Raw genomic sequence first — 24,747 nt, forward strand, 5'->3', positions numbered from 1 at the left:
GGCTGAACCAAACGCCCGCGCGTGGTATCATGCGCGGGCCACTTTCATTCCTGACACGCGAGGCGCCTCATGCTCCGCTCGACCACAACATGGATCCTTGTCGGCAAACGGCTGGGTATCGCGTTCCTGACGCTGATCATCGTGTCCTTCGCGGTGTTCTTCGCGACCGAAATGCTGCCGGGTGACGTGGCGCAGATCCTGCTGGGGCAGGCGGCGACCCCCGAGGCCGTGGCCGGCCTGCGCGATGCGATGGGCCTGAATGAACCTGCATTGCAGCGCTTCCTGGGGTGGTTGGCGGGCCTTGCCACGGGCGACATGGGGCGTTCTTACGTCAATGGCATCGATGTGGCCGAGTTGCTGGGCGGACGCTTGCAGAATTCGTTGCGGCTGGCCGGGATCGTGACCGCGATCTGCGTGCCGGTGGCGCTGACCCTGGGGATCGTCGCCGCGATGTACCGCGGCTCGTGGCTTGACCGGGCCGTGTCGGTGGCGACTATCTCGGTCATCTCGGTGCCGGAGTTCATGGTCGCAACGTTGGCCGTTCTGGTCTTTGCCGTCTGGCTCGATTGGCTGCCGGCACTGAGCTATGGCGTCAACGTGGACAGCATCGGCGCGATGTTGCGGGCCTATGCGATGCCGGTCATCACCCTGAGCTTCGTCGTGTCGGCGCAGATGATCCGCATGACCCGCGCCGCCGTGATCGAGACGATCGAGACGCCCTATGTCGAGATGGCGCTGCTGAAAGGCGCGTCGCGCCAGCGCATGGTCCTGGTTCACGCCCTGCCAAATGCCCTAGGACCCATTGCCAACGCGGTGGCGCTGTCGCTTTCGTATCTCGTGGGCGGGGTGATCATCGTCGAGACCGTCTTCAACTATCCCGGGGTCGCCAAGCTGATGGTGGATGCCGTCTCGACCCGGGACCTGCCACTGATCCAGTCCTGCGCGATGGTCTTCTGCGTCAGCTACCTGACGCTGATCACGCTGGCGGACATGGTCGCAATCCTCTCGAACCCAAGGCTACGCCAGTGATGACGACAACCAACGGCTCTTCCCGCAAATTCCGCCTGCCGACACCCGGAAACATGGGCTACAGCTTTGGCTGGGTCGGCAGGATCGGCGCCGCGATCATACTGTTCTGGGCGATCGTCGCGCTGGTCGGCAACTGGATCACCCCTTATCCCGTGGGCGAGATTGTCGACTGGGACTATTTCAGCGGCGTCAGCGCGGCGCATTGGATGGGCACGGATTACCTGGGCCGGGACATCTTCTCGCGGGTCCTGATGGGCGCACGCTACACGGTGGGGATTGCCCTGGCGGCGGTGACGCTGGCCTGTTCGATCGGGGTCATCCTGGGGATGATCGCGGCGGTCATCGGTGGTTGGTTCGACACGCTGCTGTCGCGGCTGCTGGATGCCTTCAACGGCATCCCCTCGCTGCTCTTCGGCCTTGTTGTCGTGGCTGCCGTGGGCTCCTCGATCCCGGTTCTGATCCTGACGCTGGCGGCTATCTACATGCCCGGCTCGTACCGGTTCGCACGGGCGTTGGCGGTCAATATCAACACGATGGATTTCGTCACCGTGGCGCGCGCGAGGGGTGAGGGCCCGCCCTACATGATCGCGCGCGAGATCTTTCCCAACATCCTGGGGCCCGTGCTTGCGGACCTGGGCTTGCGGTTCGTCTTTATCGTTCTGGTCCTGTCGGGACTGTCGTTCCTGGGGCTCGGCGTGCAGCCGCCCTATGCGGACTGGGGCGCACTGGTGCGCGAGAATATCGAAGGGCTGAGCCTTGGGGCGCCGGCGGTGATCTTTCCCTGCATCGCCATCGCGTCGCTGACCATCTCGGTGAACATGTTCATCGACAACCTTCCCACCAAGATCAGAGACAGGGCAGACTGATGACAGATACACCACTTGTTTCCGTCCGCGACCTGCACATCGGCGCGGTGACCGACTCGGGCCGCAAAGTCGAGATCATTCGCGGCGTGGATTTCGACATTGCGCCGGGCGAGATGCTGGCGCTGATCGGCGAATCCGGGTCGGGAAAGACGACGATCGCACTGTCGCTAATGGGCCATACGCGCCGGGGCTGCGACATCAAGGGCGGCACGATCCGGGTGGGCGAGCATGACATCACCGGCATGAGCGAACGTAAACGGGCGCGGCTGCGTGGCTCGGACGTCTCGTACGTTCCGCAATCGGCGGCGGCGGCGTTCAACCCCTCGAAAAGAATCATGGACCAGGTGGTCGAAGCCACGCGCATTCACGACCTGATGCCGCTGGACAAGGCGCGCGAACGTGCGCGGTCGCTCTTTCGAGCGCTTGCGCTGCCCGATCCCGACACGATCGGGGATAGGTATCCGCACCAGGTGTCGGGCGGGCAGCTTCAGCGCCTGTCGGCGGCCATGGCCTTGATCGGTGATCCGCAACTCGTGATCTTCGACGAACCTACGACGGCGCTGGATGTCACCACGCAGATCGAGGTCTTGCGCGCGTTCAAGCGAGTGATGGAAGACGGGGGGATGGCCGGTGTCTATGTGAGCCACGATCTGGCCGTCGTGGCGCAGATCGCGGACCGGATCGTGGTGCTGAAGAACGGCGAGATCCAGGAGCAGGGCACGACCGAGCAGATCCTGAACGCGCCGAAACATCCCTACACCAAGGAATTGCTCGCGGCTTTCGACCCGGTGCCGCACGAGGCCGTCGCCCAGGTCGAACCCGAGAAGGAGACGCCGATCCTGGAGGTTCGGAACCTGTGCGCGGGCTACGGCCCGATGAAGGATGGTGAGCCTCTTGCCAAGGTGATGAAAGATGTGAATTTCGAGCTGTATCGCGGTCGGAATCTGGGTGTGATCGGCGAATCGGGCTCTGGCAAGTCGACACTGGCGCGGGCCGTCGCCGGAATTCTGCCGGCCTATCGCGGCGAGGTGCTGCTGGATGGAAAGGTACTGGATCCGTCGCTGGCCAAGCGCAGCAAGCAGGAATTGCGCCGTGCTCAGATCGTCTTTCAGTTGGCCGATACGGCGCTGAACCCGGCGCATTCGGTGGGTGCGATCATCGCGCGGCCCCTGAAGTTCTACAAGGGTTTGCGCGGAGAGGCCTGCGAGAAGCGCGTGATCGAACTCTTGAACATGGTCCACTTGCCACCGGCTCTGCGGCACCGCCTGCCGTCGGAACTGTCGGGCGGGCAGAAACAGCGTGTGAACCTCGCGCGTGCGCTGGCGGCCGAGCCGGAATTGATCCTGTGTGACGAGATCACCTCGGCGCTGGATACCGTCGTGGCCGCCGCGATTCTGGAGCTGCTGAAGGAACTGCAGCAGGAGCTGGGCCTCAGCTACATGTTCATCAGCCACGACCTGTCGACGGTCGAGGCGATCTGCGACGACGTTCTGGTCATGTACAAGGGCGAGGTCGTCGAGGCTCTGCCGGCCGCGCGCATGTCCGAGGAAGCCAAACATGCGTATTCGCGTCTGCTGGTTTCTTCAGTGCCGCAACTGGATACTGGCTGGCTTTCCGGCCTCGAGCAGGATCCGGAACTGTTGGCGGCATTCTCGGACCGATAGCGCGAGCGCGGCGTGTCACTGGGTGTCGGCAAAGAGCCGGGTCAGTGGCAGTTGCCGCTTGACGAACGGGGTCTTCATCACGACGAAGCTGAAATAGCGGTCGATGACCTCGCTGCGGTCGATGAGGTCCTCGATGATTTCCTGATAGTCGCTGATACCGGACGTGACGAACTTTGCCAGATAGTCGTAACCGCCCGAAATCAGGTGACATTCGACACAGTTGTCGATCTTTTCAAGGGCCTCCTGAAAGCGGGCGAAATCTATCTGACGATGGTTCTTCAGCGTGAATTCGGTGAAGACGGTCAGCGTCTCGCCCAGCTTGGCCACGTTGATCAGCGCCGAATAGCCGGTGATGTAGCCAGATTTCTGCAACTTCTTCACGCGGGTCAGGCAGGGCGAGGGCGACAAGTGGACGAGATCGGCCAGTTCGACATTCGTGATCCGGCCGTTGCGCTGCAACTCGGCCAGTATCCTGACGTCGATGCGGTCCAGCTTTTGCGAATTGCTCATCAGTCCTGTCCTTGCATGAAACGGCGCCCCACGCCATGCCGTGGTTTGCCCGCCCACGAGCCCCGGCAAATACGCAACGATCTGCCGGTCAAATTCCCATATGCGGCACAAAGCACCGAAACTCTACAGCTAGGTTTCGAGAAACACATGGAATAATCATGCCTGCACCTTTGCTTGAAATCGAAACGCACAGCGAAATTCCGAAGCACGCCGATTGCGTGGTCATCGGCGGCGGGATCGTCGGCGTCAGCGCCGCGTACTGGCTGGCCCGCGCGGGACAAAGCGTCGTCCTGCTGGAGAAAGGCCGGATCGGCGCCGAACAATCCAGCCGAAACTGGGGCTGGTGCCGCCAGCAGAACCGCGATGCGCGCGAGTTGCCTCTGTCGACCCGGAGCCTGAACCTCTGGGAGGAGATGAGCACGGATATCGGCGCGGACCTGGGGTTTCGTCGCTGCGGGCTGTTGTACCTGTCCAACGACGCCGCCGAACTGGACGGCTGGGCGCGTTGGGGCCGGTTCGCCCGTGGTGAGGGTGTGGACACGCGGATGTTGAACGCGGACGAGGCAACGCAGCGCGGCTCGGCCACCGGCAAGGGCTGGCAGGGCGGTGTCTGGTCGCCCAGTGACGGGGTTGCGGACCCGTCGCGCGCGGCACCGCTGATTGCGACGGGGATCATCCAGCACGGCGGCACTGTCGTGCAGGGATGCGCGGCACGCGGGCTGGAAACCGAAGGCGGCGCGGTCTCTGGGGTGATCACAGAGCGCGGGACGATCCGCACCCGGGTGGCGGTGATGGCCGGCGGGGCCTGGGCCGGCAGCTTCATGTACTGCCACGGCATAGGGTTCCCGCAGGCCTCGGCGCGCAGCTCGATCCTGTCGGTGGCGCCCGGCGCGACGGACATTCCGGATGCGCTGCACACTGCCAAGGTGTCCGCCACGCGGCGCCGGGACGGCGCCTATACGCTGGCGGTCTCGGGGCTGGCCAATCTCGATCCGACGCCGGGGGCCATAGCCGGGGCGCGACATTTCCTGCCCATGTTCGCCAGGCGATGGCGGGTTCTGCGCCCCGGTGGCGCACAGGCGTGGCGCGCCGGTTTCGAGACGCGCAAGGCCTGGGCGTTCGACCGCGAGACGCCGATGGAGCACACCCGCATTCTGGATCCAAGACCCAGCAAGGCGCTGATCGACCTGACGCTGAAGCGCGCGCGTGCGCTGTTGCCCGGGTTGGCCGGGCTGCCGGTGCAGGCGCAATGGGCGGGTTATATCGACAGCACGCCGGACGGCGTGCCGGTGATCGACGCCGATATCGGCACGCCCGGGCTGGTGCTGGCCGCGGGCTTGTCCGGGCATGGCTTTGGTATCGGGCCAGGCGTCGGGCACCTGGTGGCGGACCTGGTTCTTGGGCGCACGCCGATCACCGAGACCCGGCAATATCGTCTTGCCCGTTTCGGCAAAGGGCAGTGGGGCAAGGTTGCCGACTTCTGATCTCATGCCGCGAATCGAGTGATGGAGAAATCTTCCAGCGGTGTCTCGCACTGCCCCGCCGCGATCAGTTCTGCCATGGCCGAGCCGACGCCTGGACCCAGCTGAAACCCGTGCCCGCAGAACCCGAAGGCGTGGAAGAGGCCCGGTGTCGTCCCCGAGGGCCCCATGACGGGCAGAGCGTCGGCCACGTAGCCTTCACAGCCCGACCATTGACGTATGATGGCCACGTCCGCCAGCGCCGGAACCAGCTTGAGGACCGCCGCCACCTGGGCGGGCAGGCGGGCGGGATCGGGTCTTGCATAGCCCGGCTCCTCCGCAACGCGCACGCGGTCGACAGCGCCGCCAAAGACGACGTTGCCGCGTTCGACCTGGCGCAGATAGGCGCCGTGCGCCTGGGACCAGACGCCAACCACGGGCGCGATACGGTGCGGCAGAGGCTCGGTCACCGCCATCTGCGGGCCCCAGGTTTCCAGGGGCACGTCCTCGCCAAAGCGTGCGGCGATGGCGCGGCCCCAAGCGCCGGCACAATTCAGCAGGTGGGCGGCGTGAAACGTGCCCTTGGCGGTCTCGACCGTGAAGCCCGTGCCGGTCCTGCGGATGTCCGAGACCGGGGCTTCGTCGATCACCGACGCGCCCGCCCGTGCCGCCGCGTCCGCGAAGGCCGGGCCGATCAACCGGGGATTTGCGGATCCATCGCGCGGCGAGAACGAGGCCGCGATGGCGTCCGGGCCGATGCCGGGAAACCGGGCGTGCAGTTCCGCCGGGTCGAGTTCGTCGAGGACCAGGCCCTCGGCTTGGGCCGCCTGGGCGTAGCTGCGCATATCCTCCAGGCTGTCGGCGTCGAAAATCAGTCTCAGATGCCCGGTGGGCTGGAATTCCACGTCACGACCGAGGAGTGTCTCCGCCTCGTTCCAGAGCGCCAGCGAGCGGGCGGCCAGGGGCAGTTGCGACAGGTGACGCCCACTGCGCCGGATGTTGCCGAAGGAGGCCACGGTCGCCCCGGCTCCGATCCGGGCGCGCTCGATCAGGGTGACGCGGACTCCGCGACGGGTCAGGAAATAGGCCGAGGCCGTTCCCATAAGACCGCCACCGAGAACGATTGCATCCATGCAGCACTGTCCTTTCGACACAGGAATTTGCGCAATGAGACGCTGCAAGGCCGCTTGTGTCAAAGACCGGATACGTGGCACGCTATAAGTCGCACCTATAGGATATGAATGATGCGCGCACGTCAGCTTGAAGTCTTTACCGCCGTCATGCGGGCCGGAACCGTCACAGGAGCGGCGCGACTGCTCAACATATCTCAGCCCGCGCTGAGCCAGATCCTTATTCACACCGAGGCGCAACTGGGCTTCGACCTTTTCGACCGGGAAAAAGGCCGCTTGCGGCCGACGCCCGAAGCGTTCGAGATTTACCCCGAGGCCGAGCGCCTGTTTGCCGGGCTCGAAGGGTTGCGGCGCAAGACGTCGGATTTGCGACTGGGCCGGGCGGGCCTGGTGCGCATCGCCGCGTCGCCGCCACCGGGAATGTCGCTGCTGCCTCGGGCGCTTCGGGCGTTTCGCGCGGATCACCCCGAGGTGGTGCTGCGGACTCACGTGGCGCCGCTGGCGGCGATGGTGGATCTGCTGCGCACAGGGGATGCGTCGATGGCACTTGCGCTGGATGACGACCTGCCGCCTGATATCACGGTCGAACATATCGGCACGACGCATTTCTGCTGCCTGCTTCCCGAAGATCATGCTCTCGCGGAAGCAGAGGCGCTCGACTACAGCGACCTGAAGGACGAGACGATCATCTCGTATCGCAGCCAGACCCGACCGCATGACGAGCTGGACATGGCGATGCGCAGGCGCGGCGAGACCTTTGCGCCGCAGATCGAAATCGACAGTTCGATCTCGGCGGCGGGGTTCGTGCGCGCCGGGCTGGGCGTGGCGCTGGTCGATGCGCTATTGCCCTGGGCACAGTTTCCCGGCGTCGTGCCGAGACCGCTGAGCGACACGCCGAGCCTGCCCGTGTCGCTCCTGGTGGCGCGCGACAGGAGCCTTTCCCGCGCCGAGGAGGCGATGCGCAAGCTGCTCCACGCGACACCCTTGACCGAACCATAAGTCATCCTTATGCGCCGCCGCGCGATCAGTCTTGGACGGCGTGCGGCTTATCTGGTCCTGTCATGGCAAATCACGGAAAGGACCAGGCAAGATGGATGGCACTCGCGCCCCGGCGGACTGGAAGGTCGGCGTCGATATTGGCGGCACCTTCATGGATTTCTGCGCGCTGGACACGACCAGCGGACGCATTGCGTCGCTCAAGGTACTGACCACGCCCGATGATCCGGGGGCCGAACTTCTCACTGGCCTCGACATTCTGGCCGAGCGCGAGGGGCTCGACCCTGCCTGCGTGACGCGGTTCGTGCACGGGACAACGGTGGGCATCAACACCATCCTTCAGCGCAAGGGCGCGACGCTGGCGCTGATCACGAACGAGGGTTTCGAGGACGTCATCGAACTGGCGCGGCTTGCCATGCCCGACATGTACTCGCTGTTCTGTCACAGGGCAGAGCCGCTGGTGCCGCGCGACCGAGTGTTCGGTATTCCGGTAAGACTGCGGGCTGACGGCAGCGAACCACTGGCGCCGACCTCCGAAGCCGTGCGGCAGGCGGTTGAACACGCGCGCGGTGTCGGTGCCGAAGGGATCGTGGTGTCGTTCCTTCACAGCTGGCGCAACGGGGCGCAGGAAACAGCGGTGAAGGGCATGATCGAGGCCGAGGCGCCGGACCTCTTTGTTTTCACCTCATCCGAGGTCTGGCCGGTCATCCGGGAATATGAGCGCAGTTCCACGGCGATCCTGAACGGCTATGTCCACCCGCGGGTATCGGGTTATTTGGCGGCGCTGGAGGAAAGACTGGCGGGGCGCGAGGTGCCGGCGAAGGCGTTGCTGACCAAGTCGAACGGCGGCCTGATGAGCGCCTTCGAGGGGCGACGCGACTGTGTTTCGATGCTCCTGTCGGGCACGGCCTCGGGAGTGATGGGCGCGGCTTGGCTGGCGCGGCAAGCGGGGGCATCGAGAATCCTGACATTGGATATCGGCGGGACGTCGGCGGATTTTGCGCTGATCGTGGACGGAGAGGTCCAGTACGGCTCGGACGAGAAAATTGGCGACTTCCCGCTGCATATCCCGTCGGTCTCGGTCAGTTCCATCGCCATCGGCGGTGGCTCCATCGCCAGTGTCGACAGCCAGGGCGTGCTGCGTGTCGGGCCGGAATCCGCCGGATCGACCCCGGGGCCTGCATGCTATGGGCGCGGCGGCACCGCACCTACCGTGACCGATGCGATGGCCGTCTGCGGCTGGTTGGGGCAGGTTGAAATGGCCTATGGCCAACTGAACATCGACCGCGACCTTGCCCGCGCGGCGGTTGCGCGTCTTGCCGGGCCGGTGGGTCGCAGCGTGGAAGAAACCGCTCAAGCCATCCTCGATATCGCGGTGTCGGAACTGTTCGTCGAGGTCGAGAAGCTGGGCTCTCGGGCCGGGGTGGACCTGCGGGACTTCACGCTGATGCCGTTTGGCGGTGGCGGGCCGATGCTGGGGGCGTTTCTTGCGCGTGAGCTGGGCATGGCGCGGGTGCTGGCGCCACGACGGCCAGGGGTGGTGTCCGCACTGGGTGGCCTCGTGGCAGACATGCGGGGCGATTTCCTGCAGACCGTCTTTACCGGGCTTGATACCGGCGCCGTGCCTCAACTGCGGGCCGCGTTCGAAGCGCTGCGGCGCGACGGGCAGGCCTGGCTCGCGGCGCAAGGTCACGATGGCCCGGCGGAGGTGCGGCTGTCGGCGGACATGCGCTATGCCGGGCAGAGCTATGAGATCGAAACGGCGCTGGAGCCTGACTGGCTGACCGATCCGGCACGCATCGCCGGGGCGTTTCATGAGGCGCACCGCCAGATCTATGATTTCGAGGACCGAAATGGCGCAATCGAGATTGTGAACCTGCGGCTTTCGACCATCGGCATCACGCCCAAGCCCGACATGACCGAAGAGGCTGACACAGGCGCGGCGCCCGCGTTGCCCGCGCGGCACGTACAGGTGCATCTGTACGGCGCCCGCGACATTCCTCTGTTCATGCGGACCGACCTTGTGCCGGGGGCGGCGTTCCACGGTCCGGCCGTGGTCTGCCAGGAGGACACAACGCTGGCGATCCCAGATGGCGCCGCGGCGCATGTCGACCGCCATCTCAATATACACCTTGAATTCGCGGAGTGACCCCATGACCGACAAGATGACCCTTCGGGTTCTGGCAAATCACGCCCGCGCCGCGGCCGAGAACATGGCCTTTACCTTGCACCGCACGGCGCATTCCGCCTTCGTCAAGGAGACGCAGGACTTCACGGTCATGATCATGGACCGCCTGGGCGATACCTTTGCCGTGCCTATGGAACTGGGTGCGACGTGGTATCCCGGACTGACCTACGGGCGGGCCATCGACATGATCGACGATTACCGTCCCGGCGACGTGGCCTTTACCAACGACCCCTATTCCGGGCACGTGGCGACCCACGCACCGGACACGCACCTGTGGAAGCCTGTCTTTTGCGACGGCGAGATCGTGGCCTGGACCGGCGGCCATATCCACAACACAGACATGGGCGGCGCTGTGCCTGCGTCACTGTCGCGGTCGCTGACCGAGATCCACCAGGAAGGGGTACGTTTCCCGCCCATGAAACTGGTGAACGAAGGTGTTTTCGATGCGCAGATCCTGCGGATCATGGAGACAAACGTGCGCAAACCGGGCCTGAATATCGGCGACATCAAAGCGCTGGTGGGCGCGCTCAACACCGGCGAGCGCAAGGTTCATGCGATGCTGGACCGCTTCGGGCGGGACGGATTTCTGACAGGCGTCGCGGCACTCAAGGATCAGGCGGAAGCGCAGGCGCGCGAGATTCTGGAGGCGATCCCCGACGGTGAGTATACATTCGCCGATTACGCCGACGAGGACAGCGATTTCGCCAATCCCTGCCGTCTGAACCTGACCCTGCGCATCCGTGGCGACACCGCGGAGCTGGATTTTACCGGATCGGACCCGCAACTCGGCTCGTCGCTGAACGTGCCGTCGGGTGGCGACCCGCGCCACACGATCCTGATGGTGGGGATCTACTATGTGCTTTACACCCTCAATCCGCAGCTGTTGCTGAATACCGGCATCACGCGGCCATTCACCTGCATCGCGCCTGAGGGGACCGTGCTGAACCCCGTCGCACCGGCGGCGGTGGGGATGCGGTCGCTGACCTGTGCGCGGCTGCGCTCGGTCATTTTCGGTGCGTTCAGCCGGGCGGTGCCCGAGCGGATGCCCGCCGCGCCCGCGGGCAACAACTGCATCGTCAACGTCATGACCCATGACGAGCGCAGCGGACAGAAGATCATCGCGGCGGTGAACCCCGTGGTGGGCGGCGGCGGCGGGATGCCCGACCGTGACGGCACCAACGGGTCGGGCGCGGACGCCGCCTATCTGCGCAACACGCCGATTGAGATCACCGAGACCGAGGTGCCGGTGGAATTCGTGAAATACGGTCTGGCCCAAGATACCGGCGGGGCAGGGCGCTGGCGCGGCGGGCTGGCCACGGAAATGGCGTTCCGCGTCTTTGCGCCCGACACGCGTATCACGGCGCGCAACCGCGACCGTTCGCGTTTCCGCCCCTGGGGCGTTCTGGGCGGGCGCGCGGCGGGGCTGGCCGAGATGGTGGTCAATCCCGGCACGCCGGAGGCCCGCGGGATGGGCAGCGCCGACACCGCAATCCTGCAGCCGGGCGATGTGCTTTCGCTGCGGTCGGCCGGCGGTGGTGGTCGCGGCGACCCGATGGAGCGCGAAGCCTGGCGTGTCGCCCTGGACGTGCGGCGCGGGCATGTATCCGAAGAGGCTGCCCGAAGCGAGTATGGCGTGGTGATCGTCGCTGGAGCGGTGGACGAAGAGGCGACCGCCAGGCTGCGGGCCGAGTCCCGTGCGCATGAAGGACATTTCCATTTCGGACCCGAGCGAGAGGCGTTTGAAGCGCAATGGACGGCCCCGGCCTATGCGCGCCTGACCGATATCCTGATGGCGCTGCCCGTGCATTGGCGCTTTTTCGTCAAGACGGAGATATTCCGCAGGATGGACGGACGCGCAGGCGCGGAAGGTGTCAGTGCCGCGTTCGAAGAGACCTGCGTTCGTTTTCCGGATATCCCGCACTTGCAGGCCACTGTCGAGGCCGCGGAATGAGCCAGGCCGGTCCGACGGAAACAGGGCGCCTGCAACGGGTGGCCGAGGCGGACCGTCCCGTTCTGGCCTTTACGTTCGGAGACCGTACGCTTTTCGGTTTGCAAGGCGACACGGTGCTGACGGCGATCCTGGCGTCGGAGCCCTCGCTGCGGGACGCGGAATTCGGACCGGAACGGCGTGCGGGGTTCTGCCTGATGGGCGCGTGCCAGGATTGCTGGCTCTGGCAAGAGAACGGCCCGCGATTGCGCGCCTGTTCGACATTGCTGCAAGAGGGGATGCGGTTGCACCCGGCCCCGCCCGACCGCTGGCCCGGGCCATGACGCGCGTTCTGATTGTTGGGGCGGGGCCGGCGGGCATCCGCGCGGCGGAAACGCTCGTCGCCGCCGGTCTGTGCCCGGTTGTCGTGGACGAGGGTGCACGCGCCGGAGGCCAGATCTATCGTCGCCCCCCCGAAGGCTTCCTGCGCCCGCCGCGTACCCTGTACGGATCCGAGGCCGGGAAGGCCATGAACTTACACGAGACGTTCGATGCCCTCGTGCGTGACCGGCAGATCGATTATCACCCTCGGTGCAGTGTCCTGGGTCTCCAGGACGGGAGCGCTCAGGTGCTCTCTCCTGACGGTGTCCTGTCGCTGCCGTACGATTGCCTGCTGCTCGCGCCCGGCGCGACCGATCGGCTGGCGCCGGTGCCGGGATGGCAGATGGCCGGCGTCTACACGCTGGGCGCCGCGCAGATAGCGCTGAAGTCCCAGGGCGTGGCGCTCGGACGGCGGATCGTGCTGGCGGGCTCCGGGCCGCTTTTGACGCTGGTGGCCTCGCAGCTGATTGCCGCGGGGGCGACGGTGGCTGCGGTGCTGGACACCGCGCCATGGCGTGCTCAAGTCCGGGGCGGTATCGGTATGGCGCTGGCCCGGCCGGGGGTCACGTTGCGCGGTCTGCGGCTGCGGATCGGGCTGGGTCGGCGATACTCGGCCGGTGTCAACCTGACGGGGATCGAGGGCGATGGGAGCGGCCCTGCCGCGATCACCTGGCGGGACGCAGGCGGTCGGCATCATCGCACGCCCTGCGATACCGTGGCGCTTGGGTGGCACCTGCGCGCCGAGACGGCGCTGGCCGATCTGGCGGGGGCAGAGTTCGCGTGGTCGGATACGTGGGCGCAGTGGCTGCCCCGGACGGACATGGCAGGACGGGTCCGGGACGGGCTGTATCTGGCGGGGGACGGGATGTGTCTTTTGGGAGCCGACGGAGCGGAGATCGCCGGGCGGTTGGCCGCGCGCGCCTGCCTTGCCGATCTGGGGCATCCCGTGGACACGGGGGAGCAGGATGGCGATATTCGAAGGATGCGGCGCATGGCCCGTTTCGCCAAGGCGGTCGCCGCCGCGTTTCCCTGGCCTGCGGAGATGGTCCGGGCCGTGCCGGACGGAGCGGTCCTTTGCCGCTGCGAAGGCATCACCGCGGGCGAGCTGCGCCGGAGCCTGAGCCTGTCCGGAAAGGAGGCGAACCGGGCCAAGTCGCTCAGCCGTGTCGGCATGGGGCGCTGCCAGGGTCGGTACTGCCAGATTGCGGGGGCCGAGGTGATGGCGGCACAGGCAGGGTGCGATCCCGCCTCGGTGGGCCGTCTGCGGACACAGCCGCCGGTGCGTCCAGCGCCGCTTGGCCTGTTGGCCGCACGCGCCGACGCGCGCGAATGAGCGACACAATCTTCTGCGTCCCATGATGGCGTTGGCGGCGAAAAATGCCGCCATCCGAACGCTTTCGGCAAGTGTTGCCAATCCGATCACGTCAGACTGTGGACAACCAACGAGAGGTGACCATGACACTTGCCTTCGATCCTGCGGAGCTGACGCTGCCCCGCGGGCATTACATCGGTGGACGCTATGTGCCCGCCCGCGACCAAATCACAGTGACGGCCCCGTCGAACGGTGCCACGCTGAGCGCAGTGCCCCAAGCGGACATGGCGGTGGTGGACCGCGCGGTCGAGGCCGCGCGCACCGCTCTGCGCACGTCCGGCTGGGGGCGTGCGGCCCCGCGCGAACGGTTGCGCGCGCTGCATCGGTGGGCCGACCTGATGGAAGAGGAGGCCCCCGTACTGGCCCGGCTGGAAGCGGTCTGTTCAAGCCGCCCCGTGTCCGACACGGTGGCCGGGGACATCCCCGTGACCGCCGAGCAGATCCGGTTCTTCGCCGAGTTCGCCGACAAGGAATGCGACGCGCTGGCGCCCACGGCAGAGGGAAGCCTGGGTATGATCACCTCGGAGCCGCATGGCGTGGTGGGCGCCATCACGCCGTGGAATTTCCCGATCTCGATGGCGGGATGGAAACTGGGACCTGCGCTTGCAGCCGGCAACGCAGTGGTTCTCAAACCGTCCGAGATGACGCCCTGGTCCGCGCTTTACATGGCCGAGCTTTCAGTGCGTGCCGGTCTGCCCGAAGGGCTGGTCAACGTGGTTCTCGGGGACGGTCCCGAAACCGGCGGGGCGATCACGGGGCATCCCGGGATCGACAAGATCTCCTTTACCGGGTCTACCCGCGCCGGTGCCGCGATCATGGAAAACGTCGCACGCTGCGGCATCAAGCCAATGACGCTGGAGCTGGGCGGCAAGAGCCCGATGATCGTTTTCGAGGATGCCGATCTCGACCTTGCGACAGAGTGCCTGGAGCGTGGCATATTGCCCAACGCGGGCCAGTTCTGCGTGGCAGGGTCGCGGATGATCGTGGCCCGCAGCATCGCCGACGAGCTGGCCGGGCGCCTGACCGAAAGGTTCAACCGGCATGAGCCCGCAGCCACCTGGGACGCACAATCCGGGTTTTGCCCGATCATCTCGGAGGCGCAGCTTGGCCGTATCGACAGCCTTGTACGCGCCTCCTGCGAGCACGGGGCCGAGCCGCTGTGCGGTGCTGCGCGGTTCGATCGTGAGGGCAGCTATTACCGGCCGACGCTGCTGGCGGGGCCGTCGCCGGACAATCCGGCCGTCACCGAAGAAATCTTCGGTCCCGTCGCCACCTTCCAGACGTTCGAGACCGAGGAAGAAGCCATCGCCATGGCGGCGCATCCGACATACGGTCTGTGTTCCGGCATCTTCACCCGCGACCTGGCCCGCGCGCTGCGCGTTGCGGGCCGCATCGAGGCGGGGACGGTCTGGATCAACCGCTATGGCCGATCGCGCGACCACATCCTGCCCACCGGCGGCTGGAAGGCCAGCGGGTTGGGCAAGGACCTTGGTCGCGAAGCCTATACCGCCAACCGCCGCACGAAATCCGTGCTGGCGACTATCTGAATGAGTAAGACAAAGGAATTTCAATGAGCGAGCACCAGATTGCCTTGATCCCCGGCGACGGGATCGGAGTTGACGTGACGGAGGCGACCATGAAGGTGATGCACGCCGTCGCCGAGGTGGAGAATTTCACGCTTCGCACCGGGACCTTCCCATGGTCCTGCGCCTATTACCACGAGACGGGCGCGATGATGCCGGAGGACGGGATCGAGACCTTGCGCGGCTTCGACGCGATCTTTCTGGGGGCAGTCGGCTGGCCCGAGACGGTGCCGGACGCGGTTTCACTGCACGGTCTGCTGCTTCCGATCCGCAAGGCGTTCGATCAATATGCCAATATCCGCCCGCATCGTCTGTTGCCGGGCGTGGAAGGCCCGTTGAAATCCGACGCCTTCGATATCCTGTGCATCCGCGAGAACACCGAAGGCGAATATGCCGGCGCGGGCGGGCGCGTGCACCCGGGGCGCGACAACGAGGTGGCCGTGCAGACCTCGGTCTTCACGCGGCAGGGGGTGGAGCGCATCCTGCGCTTTGGCTTCGAGCAGGCGCAAGCACGGCGCGGGCACCTGACCTCGGTCACGAAGTCGAACGCTCAGCAGTATTCCATGGTTTTCTGGGATGACATGACGCGTGCGGTTGCGGCCGATTATCCCGATGTCACGGTAAGCCATGTGCATATCGACGCAATGGCGGCCAAGATGGTGATGAACCCCGAGGATCTCGACGTGATCGTGGCGTCCAACCTGTTCGGCGACATCCTGACGGACCTGGGCGCGGCCATTCAGGGCGGGCTTGGGTTTGCCGCGTCGGCCAATATCTGTCCTGACCGGACCGCGCCTTCGATGTTCGAGCCGGTGCACGGCTCGGCCCCGGATATCGCGGGCAAGGGGATTGCAAACCCTATTGCGGCCATCTGGTCGGGGGCGATGATGCTGCGCCATCTGGGCGAAGACGGTGCCGCCGATCGGGTGGAAGAGGCCATATCCGCGACGACGGCTCAGGGCATCGGCATACGCCCCGGCAGCCACGGTACGGACGATATCACCAATGCGGTGATTGCCGCGATGAAAGGTTGAACGATGAAGCTATCCGACCCCGATCTTTTTCGCCAGGCCGCGCTGATCGACGGTGAGTGGATTGCGCGCCCTGACATGGAGGTTACCAACCCCGCGACCGGCGCGGTCATGGGCACCATGCCCGACACGACGGCCGACGAGACTGAGCGCGCCATTCAGGCCGCCGAGGCGGCGATGCGGGATTGGCGGGCGCGAACCCATGCCGCGCGTGCCGATATCCTGATGCGGTGGCACGACCTGGTGCTGGAGCATACCGAGGATCTGGCGCAAATCCTGACCGCCGAGCAGGGAAAGCCGCTGGCCGAGTCGCGGGGAGAGGTTGCCTATGGCGCATCGTTCATCCGTTGGTTCTCCGAAGAAGCCCGTCGCATTGACGGGTCAATCATCCCGTCGCCGGTACAGGGCAAGAAGATCCTCGCAATGAAGGAGCCGGTGGGTGTCTGCGCGATCGTAACGCCCTGGAACTTCCCCATCGCCATGATCACCCGCAAGGTCGCGCCCGGTCTGGCTGCGGGGTGCACCATGGTGGTCAAACCGTCTGATTTCACGCCTTACTCGGCCCTCGCGCTGGCCGTTCTGGCAGAGCGGGCCGGTCTGCCGAAGGGGGTGGTGAATGTTCTGACCGGGCGGCCCGAGGTCATTGGCAAGACGCTGACATCATCGCCGGTGGTGCGGAAACTGTCCTTTACCGGCTCGACGCGCGTGGGCGCTCTTTTGGCCGAGCAATGCGCCCCCACGCTCAAGAAGCTCTCGCTGGAGTTGGGTGGCAACGCACCTTTCATCGTGTTCGACGACGCCGATCTCGACGCGGCGGTCGAAGGGGCGATGCTGTCGAAATTCCGCAATGGCGGGCAGACCTGCGTTTGCGCGAATCGTATTCTGGTGCAGGCGGGGATACACGACGCGTTCGTGGCGGCGCTGTCAGAGCGGGTGAACGCCCTCAAGGTCGGGCCGGGGGATGCGGAAGGCAGCGACATCGGGCCGATGATCAACCAGGCGGCGATCCAGAAGATCACCGCCCATGTCGAGAACGCCCTGTCGAAGGGCGCGAGGCGCAGTACCGAAGTGCGCGAACTGGGAATGCAATATGCCGATCCGATGGTGCTGACCGACGCCACGCCCGACATGCAGCTTGCCGGGGAAGAGACCTTTGGCCCCGTGGCGCCGATCTTCAGGTTCGAGACTGAAGACGAGGCGCTGGCGCTTGCCAACGGGACACCCTTCGGATTGGCGGCCTATTTCTACACGCGCGATCTGGCCCGCGCGTTCCGGGTGGGCGGGGCGCTGGAATTCGGCATCGTTGCGCTGAATACCGGGGTGGTCAGCCATGCCGAAAGCCCGTTCGGCGGGGTCAAGGCATCGGGGCTTGGCCGCGAAGGGGCGCGGGAAGGCATCGAGGAATATCTCGAGACCAAGGCGTTTCACGTGGGCGGACTTTCGGTGTCCTGAGGGACCGGCCGGGCGTCGGGCGCAGGACGCCCGCCGCACCGCCCGCCGTCAACGCCCAAGGGATGAACGGTTCTCGGCGCGAACTGTCAAGGTTCGCATATTGCGTCGGGAGAGGCAGAGTTGGTCGCGTTGAAATCGATCAATCACTAGGCGCGGGTCAATCAACCGAATGCACTCTGCTCAAGGGCTTGGCATTCGCTCGACGATCTTAATGGTCGTCTCTCCGTGCAGAGTGAAAGCACGTTCTCGGAACGACACAGGATAGCTGCGCATTCCTTCAGCGTGCTGGGCCGCGTGCCGTTCTGAATTGCAATCCGCACCTGCCTGTGAAATGGACCACCCTTAGGCAGCCAGTCATCCGCTACCCAGAAAAATCAAATCTACTGGGGAATGGATTATGCGCACTGTCACGCCGTATGCGTCGGCTATCTTCATCATCGGAACCGGGAGCGCGTTTGCGCAAGCGCCCGAACCGTTCGTTCTGGGCACGATCTATATCGGTTCGGATGCCACCACCTCCATCGGGATCGACAACGAGGACCTGACGCGCACGACGCCGAAGGATCTGCAGGAGGTCTTCAAGTCCGAGCCGTCGGTGTCGGTGGGTAGTTCGTTGCCGATATCGCAGAAAATCTATGTAAACGGAGTCGAGGAGAACAACCTGAACGTCACAATCGATGGCGCGCGGCAGAACAACCGAATCTTTCACCACAGCGCCACGACCTATATCGACCCAGAACTGCTGAAGGCGGTGCGGGTCGACCCCGGCGTGGCGCCGGCAGATGCGGGACCCGGAGCGATGGCCGGCGCGATCGCGTTCGAGACGAAGGACGTGGGCGACCTGTTGGAAGAGGGACGCACGTTCGGCGGGCGGTTCATCACCGAGTATCAGAGCAATGGTGATGTCTTTACCAACAGCCTGGCGCTCTTTGGCGTGTCCGGGCGGTTCGAGTATCTGGCCTTCGGGAAGTATGCCGATGGCGGTCTGCGCGAGGACGGCTCCGGCGTGGATATTACCGGCTCGGGCACGGGGCTGACCAGCGGGTTGGCCAAGGTGGCGTTCAACGCCGACAACGGCGGGCGGCTGGAACTGGGGTACGAGATCGTGCGCGACGATGCGCAGCGTCCCCTGCGGGCGGATTTCGCGGGCTTGCGCGGCGTTCTGGACACGAGGACCTATACGCTGGAGCGCCAGAACCTGGTGTTGTCCTATGAGTTCGGGAACACCACGGCGATGTGGAATCCGTCGGTGCAGATCGCCTACAATTCGACCGACCTTTACACCGGGCCGATGCCGGGCGCCACGGACGCCTATGCGGGCAAGACCACGAGTTTCACGGGCAAGATCCAGAACGAGTTCCAGGTGGCGAATGGCACCGTGAATGCGGGTCTCGATTTTTACAGCGACGTGGCGGATATCAACGGCGAGGGCACGGCGGTATTCTTTGCCGAGGAGAAGGCCACGAATATCGGCCTCTTCGTGCAGGCCGAGCTGGACCTGACGGATCGGTTCCGCCTGTCGACAGGCGCGCGATACGATTTCCAAGAGTTCGAGGGCGTCGACGGCACGACCTATGACAATGACGGGCTGTCGGCGAACATCGCCGGGGATTTCGACGTGACCGACGCGATCACGGTCAGTGCCGGGGCCTCGCGCGTGTGGGGCGGTATCGCATTGGCGGAAAGCTTCCTGTTCGACACCGCCTGGACCTATCCGGCGTCGATCGAGCCGGTGACCTCGGAGAATTATTACCTCGGGGCCAATTACCGGGTGGGCAACTGGGACTTCAACGCCAAGCTGTTCAAGACCGATATCGACAACGCGCGGACCCTGCTGGACCCCACGACAGGCCTGTTCAACGGCGGGCCGGGGCAGGTTTCGGACCTCGACACCGAGGGGTACGAGATCGGCGCGGCCTATACATGGTCGAGCGGGTTCGCCCGCATCGCCTATGCCGATATCGACACCAAGATCAACGGAGGTCCTGCCGACAGCTACACCGGGCGTTACCTGACCACGCCCCTGGGGGACAACCTTGTGTTCGAGGTGGCCAACACGTGGGATCGGCTGGGTCTGACGTTGGGTGCGGATGCGCAGATCGTGTTCGACAAGTCGGCGGCGGGCGCGCCCGGGGGCGAGATCGACGGGTTCGAAGTGGTCAACGCCTTTGCCGAGTACACGCCGCGCCGGATGGAGAACCTGACCGTGCGGGCGGAGATCGACAACATCTTCGACGAGACCTATACCGAGCGGGCGACCTACGGTCAGGAATTCGCGACGGTGACGCCGCTGCGGGAGCCGGGCCGGTCCTTCAACCTGCGGGCCACGCTGCGGTTCTGAGCATGGGCCTGCCCGTGTGGGCGGGGGTCCGTGCAAGGCGTGTTGATTATCGCGACCGTAAGGGTCGCGGTCATCAAAGGGCGAAAGTCCGTTGTGAGCCCGTTGCCAGACAAAGGCGTCGAGCACCTAGCCGGTGAACAGCCGCGAAGCGGCCCGGCCATCGTCAGCCCCTCCCTTGGGCTGGCGATTTGGCTGAGGCTGGGCGCAATCATCATACTGAGGATGTCTTTGGCAGGCATAAAGTGCGTCAGAATTCCCGTCGGATCGCCATCCCAGGGGCTGACGCTCGCCTCCGTCGTGAACGGCAGCAAGACCTGCATCTCGGCCATTCACTTTCATCGCAGCGAATGTACGGTGCGAACCCATATTTGCCATAGTAACAAAGCGCTGGCGCGGAACAAGGGCGAAGCCCGCCGCGTATCGCCGGGCCGCTCCGTCTCGCCAGAGGCGTGCCGACTATAGTTGGCGCACCTTTGGTGCGACGGCACGGCGATTTGGCAGGTGACGTGCCACGCTCTCAGGTTGGATGTGCCTGGCAGGCATAAACTGCCCATCACCATCGTCGGTTCGCCGCACCACGGCCCGTCGATGCGCGTCTCCTCACCGTGGCAAAATAACGTCCGCTTCGTTCCGCTGAGCGGACAGCCGTTGGGGGGCGCGGCGCAGCACCAGGGTCACGCTGCGGTCCATTCCATGCCTGCGATCTTTTCGCGGTGGGCGAAGGTCACGAGGTGGCTGTCTATGACGCCCTTGGCGGCGGGCACGTTTTCGTCCTTGTCAACTTCGAAGCAGATCGTGAAGCCCTGAGGGTCGGCCTCCATGATCGCGCGGCCGAAGACGAAATCGGCACGGCCGTGGTTGCCGTCCCAGGTGGCGTCGATCTTGTGGGCGAAATGCTTGCAGAGCTGGGTGAGGTATTTGGCGCCGTGCTCGGTTTCGATGCGTCCGATGAGGGTTGGCATGGCTGGCTCCTTTTCGTGAAGTGTTGGGCGTAGACTCTTCTTTTCGCTGCGGTTAAGCACAGCGCGACCGCGCCTGCAAAGCCAGACTTCCCAGCCATGCAGGTTTTTCAAGACAGAGGGAAGACATGCTTCGAAAATTCGCTTTTGCGCTTTGCCTTACGGCAGGGCCGGTTGGTGCTCAGGATGTGACCGTCGAGACCTTTCGCGGCGCTGTGGCCGTTGCGCAGACCCCTGAGACAGTCGCCGTATACGACATGGCCGCGCTCGATACGCTGGAGGCGCTGGGTGTCGAGGTGGATGGTACGATTTCCAATGTTTACCTGGACTACCTGGAAGACGCGGCGGAGGGCGCGGCGCGGATCGGCACCCTGTTCGAGCCGGATATGGAGGCGCTTTACGCGTTGCAGCCGGACCTGATTGTGGCCGGGGGGCGCAGCCATGACAAGGTGCCCGATCTTGCCAAGATCGCGCCGACGATCGACATGACGATCCATGTGGAGACGCTGGCGACGGGGCTGAAGCGGCTGGAGGCCTACGGCGCGATTTTCGGCAGGCAGGACGAGGCGGCGGCATTGGCTGACAAGTTGACCCGCAAGCAGGCCGAAGTAACCGAGGCCGCCGCTGGCGCGGGCCGGACGCTGATCGTGATGACGAACGGGCCGAAGGTTTCGGCCTACGGCCCGTCCGGGCGGTTCGGCTGGCTGCACACGGCCTTCGGGCTGGAGGTGGCCGCCGAAGAGGTGGCGGGCTCGGACCATGGCGAGGCGATCAGTTTCGAATTCATCCGTCAGGTCGATCCCGACGTGATCCTGGTGATCGACCGCAGCGCCGCGATCGGCGACGTGGAGACGGCGACATCGACGCTGGACAACGTGCTGGTGCGCGAGACGAAAGCGTGGCGCAACGGCAAGGTCATCACCCTCGATAGTGCGCCGATCTACATCGCGGCGGGCGGGGTTCAGGCGCTCAATCTCACCATGGACCAGTTGCTGGCCGCATTTTCCGGAAGCTGAACTGTGGGGAAGATCGTCCTCGGGGTGGTGGCGCTGCTGGCGCTGTCGGTCGTGTCGCTTTTCATCGGCGTGATCGACTTGCGCCCGGCTGCGCTGTTGCAGGACCCCGCGGCGCTGCAGCTGATCGCGGTGAGCCGCGCGCCGCGCCTGTTTGCGGTTTTGATCACCGGGGCGTCGCTGGCGGTGGCGGGGACGGTCCTGCAGATGCTGGTGCGCAACCGTTTCGTCGAGCCGATGACGGTGGGCAGCGGTGAAGGCGCGGCGCTGGGCATCCTGTTGGTCACGCTTTATGCGCCGGCGGCATCGCTTTTTGCAAAGATCGCGATGGCGTCGGCGACGGCGTTCGCCTCGACCGCCGGTTTCCTGGCCATTGCCCGGCGGCTGCCGCCGACGCAGCCCTACATGGTCGCCCTCGTGGGGCTGGTCTATGGCGGGGTGATCGGGGCGGCTGTGACCTTCGTGGCCTACCAGAACGACCTGTTGCAGATGATCGGCGTCTGGGTGACCGGAGAGTTCTCGGCCGTGTTGCAGGGCCGCTACGAGACGTTGTGGCTGGCCGCCGTCGCGGCGGTGCTGTGCTTCGTGGCCGCCGACCAGTTTTCGATCCTGGGGTTGGGGCACGCGGCCAGCATCAACCTTGGGCTCAATTACCGGCAGGTGATGCTGTTCGGGCTTCTGGCCGTGTCGCTGGTCTGCGCGCTGACCGTTGTGAGCGTGGGGATCATTCCTTTCGTGGGTCTGATCGTGCCCAACATCGTATCGCGCATGATGGGCGACAACCTGCGCCGCACGCTGCCGGTGATCGCGATGATGGGCGCGGGGCTGGTTTTGGCGGCGGATATCGTGGCCCGCGTGCTGCGCTATCCGTTCGAGATGCCCTCGGCCACGGTGCTGGGGGTGGTGGGCGCGGTTGTGTTCATCTGGCTGCTTTACCGTCCGGCGCGCCATGCACCGTAGGCGTCTGATCGTTCTTGCGGTGCTGTTCGTGGCGTCGGCGGTGGCCTACATGACGATCGGCGCACGCGGCAACTGGGGCTTCGTGCTGGAGTTTCGCGGCGCGAAGCTGGCGGCGCTGTGCCTTGTGGCGGTGGCGCTGTCGACCTCGACGGTTCTGTTTCAGACGATCACGCAGAACCGCATCCTGACGCCGTCGATCATGGGGTTCGACGAACTGTTCGTGCTGATCGTGGCGATGGGCGTCTTCGTTTTCGGGATGACCGATTACCTTCTCGTAACCTCGTGGGTGCAGTTCGTGGTGTCGCTGGTGCTGATGACCGGGGCGTCGATGCTGCTGTTCGGGACGCTGTTGTTGCAGGAGCGCCCCGACCTGATGCGGATGATCCTGACCGGGCTGGTGCTGACCGTGCTGTTCCGATCTCTGCGCACGCTGTTGGTGCGGATGCTGGACCCCAACGAGTTCAGCGTGGTGCAAGTGTCGTCCTATGCCCGGTTCCACCAGATCGAGACCGGGCTGCTGGCCATCGCGGCGGTGACCATCGGCGCGGCGTTGGTCGGCGCATGGGCCATGCGGCACCGGCTGGACGTGCTGTCGCTGGGGCGCGAGGCGGCGATAAATCTGGGCGAGGACGTACGGCGCGGCACGTTGCAGGTGCTGTTCCTGATCGGCGTGCTGGTGTCGGTAGCGACCGCGCTGGTCGGGCCGACGGCGTTCCTGGGGCTGCTGGTGGTCAGCATCGCCCATGCGGTGACGCCTACGGGGCGACATGCCGTGCTGCTGGTTTCGGCCGCGCTGATTTCGGCAACGACGCTGGTCGGGGGACAGGCCCTTCTGGAGCGTGTGTTCGGGCTGGTGACACCGCTGACCGTGGTAATCGACCTTGCGGGCGGCGTGCTGTTCCTAGTGCTGGTGATGAAAGGATTGAAGCGATGATTTCCGTGACGGGCGTGAGCCACGACCTGGGCGGCACCATGGTGCTGCACGATATCGAGCTGGAAATCCCTAAGGGCAAGGTGACCGCGCTGATCGGTCCGAACGGGGCGGGCAAGAGCACGCTTCTGTCGCTGATCGCGCGGCTGGCGCGGCATCGCACGGGGCGGATCATGGTGGACGAGCTGGAGGTGGGCGTCTGCGCGTCGAACGCGCTGGCGCGGCGGCTGGCGATCCTGCCGCAAAGTTCCGAAATCGCGCCGCGCCTGACCATCGCGGAACTGGTCGCCTTCGGGCGTTATCCGCACCATCTGGGGCGGCCGGGCAAGCACGACCGCGAAAAGGTGGCCGAGGCGCTGACCCTGTTCGACCTGGACCCGCTGGCACAGCGGACGCTGGACACGGTGTCGGGCGGGCAGCGGCAGCGGGCACTTCTGGCGATGATCTTTGCGCAGGACACCGACTACATGCTGCTCGACGAGCCGCTGAACAATCTCGATATCGCGGCGTCACGGTCGCTCATGGCGCTGTTGCAGAGGCTGGCGCAGGAGCACAGGCGCACAGTGGTAATCGTGCTGCATGACATCAACTATGCCTGCGCCTATGCCGATCATATCGTGACCATGAAAGGCGGGCAAATCGGCCCGCAGGGGGATGCCGAAACACTGGTGGACGGCAGGCTAATGCAGGACATTTTCGGAACCGACGCAGTGGTGCACAGGATCGGCGGGCGGACCTTCGTGGCGGTATGAACAAGCCCGTCCGGATTCCTGGCGTCTTCCCGCTTAGGATTCGGAGGCTAAGGTCGCCAAGCTTGAGCGGAGCGTCTCAGCCGTTGCCTTGGGGCGGCATGCCGCAACGCGGGCCGTTCATGCCGCTGGCCTGCCGCCTGTTTCGCAAAGCATAGACTGTGATGTTCCGATCTTCGGCGAAGCACCGAGCGGGGCCCCGAAA

Annotated in this window: 20 protein-coding genes; 17 read left to right on the forward strand and 3 right to left on the reverse strand. The window is 65.2% G+C overall.

Annotation, left to right across the window (positions count from 1 at the left end):
* Positions 1 to 69: 69 nt before the first annotated feature.
* Genes FIU89_RS05270 through FIU89_RS05280 form a run of 3 tightly spaced genes read left to right on the forward strand, consistent with a single transcriptional unit; the run spans position 70 to position 3,559 of the window.
* On the forward strand, positions 70 to 1,029 hold the full coding sequence (locus tag FIU89_RS05270) for an ABC transporter permease (RefSeq protein ID WP_152491626.1): 960 nt from the start codon (positions 70 to 72) through the stop codon (positions 1,027 to 1,029).
* Positions 1,029 to 1,895, forward strand: coding sequence for an ABC transporter permease (locus FIU89_RS05275; RefSeq protein WP_152491627.1), 867 nt, complete (start codon positions 1,029 to 1,031; stop codon positions 1,893 to 1,895). Before FIU89_RS05270 ends, FIU89_RS05275 begins: the two co-directional genes overlap by 1 nt.
* Positions 1,895 to 3,559, forward strand: a complete 1,665-nt coding sequence (locus FIU89_RS05280; protein ID WP_152491628.1) for an ABC transporter ATP-binding protein — start codon at positions 1,895 to 1,897, stop codon at positions 3,557 to 3,559. The genes FIU89_RS05275 and FIU89_RS05280 overlap by 1 nt, the downstream gene beginning before the upstream one ends.
* 15 nt (positions 3,560 to 3,574) lie before the next feature.
* Here the strand turns inward: FIU89_RS05280 and FIU89_RS05285 are convergent, their stop codons facing one another.
* On the reverse strand, positions 3,575 to 4,069 hold the full coding sequence (locus FIU89_RS05285; RefSeq protein ID WP_152491629.1) for an Lrp/AsnC family transcriptional regulator: 495 nt from the start codon (positions 4,067 to 4,069) through the stop codon (positions 3,575 to 3,577).
* 158 nt (positions 4,070 to 4,227) lie between these two features.
* On the opposite strand from FIU89_RS05285, the gene FIU89_RS05290 reads away from it, so the two are divergent.
* Positions 4,228 to 5,553: an FAD-binding oxidoreductase gene (locus FIU89_RS05290; RefSeq protein WP_152491630.1), complete on the forward strand. Its 1,326-nt coding sequence runs from the start codon at positions 4,228 to 4,230 to the stop codon at positions 5,551 to 5,553.
* A gap of 2 nt (positions 5,554 to 5,555) precedes the next feature.
* Here FIU89_RS05290 and FIU89_RS05295 read toward each other — a convergent pair whose 3' ends face one another.
* Positions 5,556 to 6,662 (reverse strand): FAD-binding oxidoreductase, encoded by a 1,107-nt coding sequence (locus FIU89_RS05295; RefSeq protein WP_152491631.1) that lies wholly within the window; start codon positions 6,660 to 6,662, stop codon positions 5,556 to 5,558.
* A 111-nt stretch (positions 6,663 to 6,773) separates the two neighbouring features.
* Between FIU89_RS05295 and FIU89_RS05300 the strand changes: the two genes are divergently transcribed.
* The 9 genes from FIU89_RS05300 to FIU89_RS05340 all read left to right on the forward strand — a co-directional run bounded on the left by FIU89_RS05300 (position 6,774) and on the right by FIU89_RS05340 (position 19,930).
* Positions 6,774 to 7,658 carry a LysR family transcriptional regulator gene (locus FIU89_RS05300; protein ID WP_152494410.1) on the forward strand — a complete coding sequence of 295 codons (885 nt, stop codon included), beginning with the start codon at positions 6,774 to 6,776 and terminating at the stop codon, positions 7,656 to 7,658.
* A gap of 91 nt (positions 7,659 to 7,749) precedes the next feature.
* Positions 7,750 to 9,804 carry a hydantoinase/oxoprolinase family protein gene (locus tag FIU89_RS05305; protein ID WP_152491632.1) on the forward strand — a complete coding sequence of 685 codons (2,055 nt, stop codon included), beginning with the start codon at positions 7,750 to 7,752 and terminating at the stop codon, positions 9,802 to 9,804.
* 4 nt (positions 9,805 to 9,808) lie between these two features.
* Positions 9,809 to 11,794 (forward strand): hydantoinase B/oxoprolinase family protein, encoded by a 1,986-nt coding sequence (locus tag FIU89_RS05310; protein ID WP_152491633.1) that lies wholly within the window; start codon positions 9,809 to 9,811, stop codon positions 11,792 to 11,794.
* Positions 11,791 to 12,114 (forward strand): (2Fe-2S)-binding protein, encoded by a 324-nt coding sequence (locus tag FIU89_RS05315; protein ID WP_152491634.1) that lies wholly within the window; start codon positions 11,791 to 11,793, stop codon positions 12,112 to 12,114. The genes FIU89_RS05310 and FIU89_RS05315 overlap by 4 nt, the downstream gene beginning before the upstream one ends.
* Positions 12,111 to 13,484: an FAD/NAD(P)-binding oxidoreductase gene (locus FIU89_RS05320; protein ID WP_152494411.1), complete on the forward strand. Its 1,374-nt coding sequence runs from the start codon at positions 12,111 to 12,113 to the stop codon at positions 13,482 to 13,484. Before FIU89_RS05315 ends, FIU89_RS05320 begins: the two co-directional genes overlap by 4 nt.
* A gap of 122 nt (positions 13,485 to 13,606) precedes the next feature.
* Positions 13,607 to 15,070 (forward strand): aldehyde dehydrogenase, encoded by a 1,464-nt coding sequence (locus FIU89_RS05325; protein ID WP_152491635.1) that lies wholly within the window; start codon positions 13,607 to 13,609, stop codon positions 15,068 to 15,070.
* 23 nt (positions 15,071 to 15,093) lie between these two features.
* Positions 15,094 to 16,140, forward strand: coding sequence for a tartrate dehydrogenase (locus FIU89_RS05330; protein WP_152491636.1), 1,047 nt, complete (start codon positions 15,094 to 15,096; stop codon positions 16,138 to 16,140).
* A 3-nt stretch (positions 16,141 to 16,143) separates the two neighbouring features.
* A complete protein-coding gene (locus FIU89_RS05335) occupies positions 16,144 to 17,589 on the forward strand; it encodes an NAD-dependent succinate-semialdehyde dehydrogenase (protein WP_152491637.1) in 1,446 nt (481 codons plus the stop codon).
* Between the two features lie 397 nt (positions 17,590 to 17,986).
* Positions 17,987 to 19,930, forward strand: a complete 1,944-nt coding sequence (locus FIU89_RS05340) for a TonB-dependent receptor (RefSeq protein ID WP_152491638.1) — start codon at positions 17,987 to 17,989, stop codon at positions 19,928 to 19,930.
* 674 nt (positions 19,931 to 20,604) lie between these two features.
* On the opposite strand, the gene FIU89_RS05345 is transcribed toward FIU89_RS05340, so the two are convergent.
* Entirely contained in the window at positions 20,605 to 20,892 is a 288-nt protein-coding gene (locus tag FIU89_RS05345; protein WP_152491639.1) for a DUF2218 domain-containing protein, read from the reverse strand.
* A gap of 125 nt (positions 20,893 to 21,017) precedes the next feature.
* Here FIU89_RS05345 and FIU89_RS05350 point away from each other — a divergent pair, with 125 nt between their 5' ends.
* Genes FIU89_RS05350 through FIU89_RS05365 form a run of 4 tightly spaced genes read left to right on the forward strand, consistent with a single transcriptional unit; the run spans position 21,018 to position 24,545 of the window.
* The gene (locus FIU89_RS05350; RefSeq protein WP_152491640.1) at positions 21,018 to 21,905 is read left to right on the forward strand and encodes a siderophore ABC transporter substrate-binding protein; all 888 of its coding nucleotides are present in this window, start codon (positions 21,018 to 21,020) and stop codon (positions 21,903 to 21,905) included.
* 3 nt (positions 21,906 to 21,908) lie between these two features.
* A complete protein-coding gene (locus tag FIU89_RS05355) occupies positions 21,909 to 22,862 on the forward strand; it encodes an ABC transporter permease (RefSeq protein WP_152491641.1) in 954 nt (317 codons plus the stop codon).
* Positions 22,852 to 23,796, forward strand: coding sequence for an iron chelate uptake ABC transporter family permease subunit (locus tag FIU89_RS05360; RefSeq protein ID WP_152491642.1), 945 nt, complete (start codon positions 22,852 to 22,854; stop codon positions 23,794 to 23,796). Before FIU89_RS05355 ends, FIU89_RS05360 begins: the two co-directional genes overlap by 11 nt.
* Positions 23,793 to 24,545 (forward strand): ABC transporter ATP-binding protein, encoded by a 753-nt coding sequence (locus FIU89_RS05365; RefSeq protein WP_152491643.1) that lies wholly within the window; start codon positions 23,793 to 23,795, stop codon positions 24,543 to 24,545. The genes FIU89_RS05360 and FIU89_RS05365 overlap by 4 nt, the downstream gene beginning before the upstream one ends.
* Positions 24,546 to 24,747 lie beyond the last annotated feature (202 nt).

Source organism: Roseovarius sp. THAF27, assembly GCF_009363655.1.
Classification (GTDB): Bacteria; Pseudomonadota; Alphaproteobacteria; order Rhodobacterales; family Rhodobacteraceae; genus Roseovarius.

What these genes read in the sequence shown, in the direction of transcription:
- FIU89_RS05290 (WP_152491630.1), top strand. Translation starts at nt 4,228, where the DNA reads ATGCCTGCACCTTTGCTTGAAATCGAAACGCACAGCGAAATTCCGAAG.
- FIU89_RS05360 (WP_152491642.1), top strand. Translation starts at nt 22,852, where the DNA reads ATGCACCGTAGGCGTCTGATCGTTCTTGCGGTGCTGTTCGTGGCGTCG.
- FIU89_RS05335 (WP_152491637.1), top strand. Translation starts at nt 16,144, where the DNA reads ATGAAGCTATCCGACCCCGATCTTTTTCGCCAGGCCGCGCTGATCGAC.
- FIU89_RS05275 (WP_152491627.1), top strand. Translation starts at nt 1,029, where the DNA reads ATGACGACAACCAACGGCTCTTCCCGCAAATTCCGCCTGCCGACACCC.
- FIU89_RS05310 (WP_152491633.1), top strand. Translation starts at nt 9,809, where the DNA reads ATGACCGACAAGATGACCCTTCGGGTTCTGGCAAATCACGCCCGCGCC.
- FIU89_RS05300 (WP_152494410.1), top strand. Translation starts at nt 6,774, where the DNA reads ATGCGCGCACGTCAGCTTGAAGTCTTTACCGCCGTCATGCGGGCCGGA.
- FIU89_RS05285 (WP_152491629.1), bottom strand. Translation starts at nt 4,069, where the DNA reads ATGAGCAATTCGCAAAAGCTGGACCGCATCGACGTCAGGATACTGGCC.
- FIU89_RS05280 (WP_152491628.1), top strand. Translation starts at nt 1,895, where the DNA reads ATGACAGATACACCACTTGTTTCCGTCCGCGACCTGCACATCGGCGCG.
- FIU89_RS05345 (WP_152491639.1), bottom strand. Translation starts at nt 20,892, where the DNA reads ATGCCAACCCTCATCGGACGCATCGAAACCGAGCACGGCGCCAAATAC.
- FIU89_RS05325 (WP_152491635.1), top strand. Translation starts at nt 13,607, where the DNA reads ATGACACTTGCCTTCGATCCTGCGGAGCTGACGCTGCCCCGCGGGCAT.
- FIU89_RS05365 (WP_152491643.1), top strand. Translation starts at nt 23,793, where the DNA reads ATGATTTCCGTGACGGGCGTGAGCCACGACCTGGGCGGCACCATGGTG.
- FIU89_RS05295 (WP_152491631.1), bottom strand. Translation starts at nt 6,662, where the DNA reads ATGGATGCAATCGTTCTCGGTGGCGGTCTTATGGGAACGGCCTCGGCC.
- FIU89_RS05350 (WP_152491640.1), top strand. Translation starts at nt 21,018, where the DNA reads ATGCTTCGAAAATTCGCTTTTGCGCTTTGCCTTACGGCAGGGCCGGTT.
- FIU89_RS05340 (WP_152491638.1), top strand. Translation starts at nt 17,987, where the DNA reads ATGCGCACTGTCACGCCGTATGCGTCGGCTATCTTCATCATCGGAACC.
- FIU89_RS05315 (WP_152491634.1), top strand. Translation starts at nt 11,791, where the DNA reads ATGAGCCAGGCCGGTCCGACGGAAACAGGGCGCCTGCAACGGGTGGCC.
- FIU89_RS05270 (WP_152491626.1), top strand. Translation starts at nt 70, where the DNA reads ATGCTCCGCTCGACCACAACATGGATCCTTGTCGGCAAACGGCTGGGT.
- FIU89_RS05305 (WP_152491632.1), top strand. Translation starts at nt 7,750, where the DNA reads ATGGATGGCACTCGCGCCCCGGCGGACTGGAAGGTCGGCGTCGATATT.
- FIU89_RS05330 (WP_152491636.1), top strand. Translation starts at nt 15,094, where the DNA reads ATGAGCGAGCACCAGATTGCCTTGATCCCCGGCGACGGGATCGGAGTT.
- FIU89_RS05320 (WP_152494411.1), top strand. Translation starts at nt 12,111, where the DNA reads ATGACGCGCGTTCTGATTGTTGGGGCGGGGCCGGCGGGCATCCGCGCG.